Source organism: Streptomyces sp. NRRL S-118 (assembly GCF_000716335.1).
Taxonomy (GTDB): Bacteria; Actinomycetota; Actinomycetes; order Streptomycetales; family Streptomycetaceae; genus Streptomyces.
Genome location: NZ_KL591060.1, coordinates 4523 through 5227, shown reverse-complemented (window position 1 = coordinate 5227; position 705 = coordinate 4523). Strand labels below are relative to the sequence as shown.

Annotated in this window: 1 protein-coding gene; it reads left to right on the top strand. The window is 69.6% G+C overall.

All coding sequences use genetic code 11. From position 1 onward, the window contains the following. On the top strand, positions 1–705 hold a 705-nt coding region (locus IH00_RS0136585; RefSeq protein WP_031080843.1), incomplete at both ends, for an acyltransferase domain-containing protein.

Genomic DNA, 705 nt, shown 5'->3' with positions numbered 1-705 from the left:
TGGAGCTGGCCGAGGCGTTCCCGGTGTTCGAGCGGGCGCTGGCCGAGGTGTGTGCGGAGGTTGATCCGCGTCTGGGCCGGTCGCTGCGGGAGCTGCTGGCCGAGGACAGCGATGTGCTGAACTCGACGGAGTTCACGCAGGTGGCGTTGTTCGCGGTCGAGGTGGCGCTGTTCCGTCTGGCGGAGTCGCTGGGCATCCGCGCGGACTACCTGATCGGGCACTCCGTTGGTGAGATCGCTGCCGCGCATGTGGCGGGTGTGCTGTCGCTGGCCGATGCTGCGGAACTGGTGGTCGCTCGTGGCCGGTTGATGGGTGCGCTGCCCGTGGGGGGTGCGATGGTCGCCGTCCAGGCTGCTGAGGCGGAGGTTGCGGAGTCCCTGGCCGGGTTCGAGGGCCGGCTGGAGATCGCCGCCGTCAACGGTCCGTTGGCTGTGGTGGTGTCCGGTGACGAGGACGCGGTGGGGGAGTGGCTTCCGAAGTGGGAGGGGCGTAAGACGTCCCGGCTGCGGGTGTCGCATGCGTTCCACTCGCCGCGCATGGAGCCGATGCTGGAGGAGTTCCGCACGGTCGCCGAGCGGCTGACCTATGCCGAGCCGCGTATCCCGGTCGTGTCCAACGTCTCCGGCGAGGTCGTGACGGTCTTCGACGCGGAGTACTGGGTACGCCACGTCCGTCAGGCCGTCCGGTTCGCCGACGGGGTGCGCA